The organism is Streptomyces guryensis (assembly GCF_021261325.1).
Lineage (GTDB): Bacteria > Actinomycetota > Actinomycetes > Streptomycetales > Streptomycetaceae > Streptomyces > Streptomyces guryensis.
The window spans coordinates 2,595-5,278 of the sequence record NZ_JAJSBI010000064.1 but is presented as its reverse complement, the minus strand read 5'-3'; the positions used below and the strand labels follow the sequence as shown (position 1 = coordinate 5,278).

Sequence of the window (2,684 nt, the reverse complement as noted above, 5' to 3'; positions counted from 1 at the left end):
GGAGGAAAGCCCGAGAGGGTGAGTACAAAGGAAGCGTCCGTTCCTTGAGAACTCAACAGCGTGCCAAAAATCAACGCCAGATATGTTGATACCCCGTTCTCGGCCGGTTTCGGTCGGGGCGAGGTTCCTTTGAAAAAACACAGCGAGGACGCTGTGAACGACCGCCTTATTCCGGTGGTCGTTCCGCTCTCGTGATGTGTGCACCCGATTACGGGTAAACATTCACGGAGAGTTTGATCCTGGCTCAGGACGAACGCTGGCGGCGTGCTTAACACATGCAAGTCGAACGATGAAGCCCTTCGGGGTGGATTAGTGGCGAACGGGTGAGTAACACGTGGGCAATCTGCCCTCCACTCTGGGACAAGCCCTGGAAACGGGGTCTAATACCGGATATCACTTCTGCCCGCATGGGCGGGGGTTGAAAGCTCCGGCGGTGGAGGATGAGCCCGCGGCCTATCAGCTTGTTGGTGAGGTAATGGCTCACCAAGGCGACGACGGGTAGCCGGCCTGAGAGGGCGACCGGCCACACTGGGACTGAGACACGGCCCAGACTCCTACGGGAGGCAGCAGTGGGGAATATTGCACAATGGGCGCAAGCCTGATGCAGCGACGCCGCGTGAGGGATGACGGCCTTCGGGTTGTAAACCTCTTTCAGCAGGGAAGAAGCGAAAGTGACGGTACCTGCAGAAGAAGCGCCGGCTAACTACGTGCCAGCAGCCGCGGTAATACGTAGGGCGCAAGCGTTGTCCGGAATTATTGGGCGTAAAGAGCTCGTAGGCGGCTTGTCACGTCGGGTGTGAAAGCCCGGGGCTTAACCCCGGGTCTGCATTCGATACGGGCAGGCTAGAGTGTGGTAGGGGAGATCGGAATTCCTGGTGTAGCGGTGAAATGCGCAGATATCAGGAGGAACACCGGTGGCGAAGGCGGATCTCTGGGCCATTACTGACGCTGAGGAGCGAAAGCGTGGGGAGCGAACAGGATTAGATACCCTGGTAGTCCACGCCGTAAACGGTGGGAACTAGGTGTTGGCGACATTCCACGTCGTCGGTGCCGCAGCTAACGCATTAAGTTCCCCGCCTGGGGAGTACGGCCGCAAGGCTAAAACTCAAAGGAATTGACGGGGGCCCGCACAAGCAGCGGAGCATGTGGCTTAATTCGACGCAACGCGAAGAACCTTACCAAGGCTTGACATACACCGGAAACGGCCAGAGATGGTCGCCCCCTTGTGGTCGGTGTACAGGTGGTGCATGGCTGTCGTCAGCTCGTGTCGTGAGATGTTGGGTTAAGTCCCGCAACGAGCGCAACCCTTGTCCCGTGTTGCCAGCATGCCCTTCGGGGTGATGGGGACTCACGGGAGACCGCCGGGGTCAACTCGGAGGAAGGTGGGGACGACGTCAAGTCATCATGCCCCTTATGTCTTGGGCTGCACACGTGCTACAATGGCCGGTACAATGAGCTGCGATACCGTGAGGTGGAGCGAATCTCAAAAAGCCGGTCTCAGTTCGGATTGGGGTCTGCAACTCGACCCCATGAAGTCGGAGTTGCTAGTAATCGCAGATCAGCAGTGCTGCGGTGAATACGTTCCCGGGCCTTGTACACACCGCCCGTCACGTCACGAAAGTCGGTAACACCCGAAGCCGGTGGCCCAACCCCTTGTGGGAGGGAGCTGTCGAAGGTGGGACTGGCGATTGGGACGAAGTCGTAACAAGGTAGCCGTACCGGAAGGTGCGGCTGGATCACCTCCTTTCTAAGGAGCATCTAGCTGCCGTAAGGCAGCCAGAGCCACTACGCAGGCAAACGTCCTGCGGTGGTCAGCTCATGGGTGGAACGTTGATTATTCGGCACACTTGATCGTCTTCTCCTTCCAGTACTGCCCCTCGGGGTGTGGAACGTTGAGGGGAGCGGGGAGTGTGCCGGGCACGTTGTTGGGTGTCTGAGGGTATGGCCGTGAGGCTGCCTTCAGTTGCCGGCCCCAGTGAACTCCAGCGTTGGTTGGGGGTGATGGGTGGCTGGTCGTTGTTTGAGAACTGCACAGTGGACGCGAGCATCTGTGGCCAAGTTTTTAAGGGCGCACGGTGGATGCCTTGGCACCAGGAACCGATGAAGGACGTGGGAGGCCACGATAGTCCCCGGGGAGTCGTCAACCAGGCTTTGATCCGGGGGTTTCCGAATGGGGAAACCCGGCAGTCGTCATGGGCTGTCACCCTTGTCTGAACACATAGGGCAAGTGGAGGGAACGCGGGGAAGTGAAACATCTCAGTACCCGCAGGAAGAGAAAACAACCGTGATTCCGGGAGTAGTGGCGAGCGAAACCGGATGAGGCTAAACCGTATACGTGTGAGACCCGGCAGGGGTTGCGTGTACGGGGTTGTGGGAGTGTGCTTGATCGGTCTGCCGGCCGGTCGGAGAGTCAGAAACCGTTGATGTAGGCGAAGGACATGCGAAAGGTCCGGCGTAGAGGGTAAGACCCCCGTAGTCGAAACATCAGCGGCTCTCTTGCGTATTTCCCAAGTAGCACGGGGCCCGAGAAATCCCGTGTGAATCTGGCGGGACCACCCGCTAAGCCTAAATATTCCCTGGTGACCGATAGCGGATAGTACCGTGAGGGAATGGTGAAAAGTACCGCGGGAGCGGAGTGAAATAGTACCTGAAACCGTGTGCCTACAAGCCGTGGGAGCGTCGGA

2 rRNA genes (1 of these 2 only partly in view) are annotated in these 2,684 nt (G+C 58.6%); both read left to right on the top strand.

Annotated features, from left to right (window positions below):
* Positions 1–221: 221 nt before the first annotated feature.
* Positions 222–1,747: ribosomal RNA gene (locus LJ657_RS47885) — 16S ribosomal RNA — on the top strand.
* 305 nt (positions 1,748–2,052) lie between these two features.
* A 23S ribosomal RNA gene (locus tag LJ657_RS47880) occupies positions 2,053–2,684 on the top strand (it continues 2,572 nt past the right edge of the window).
* The 16S and 23S rRNA genes sit together here, the layout of an rRNA operon.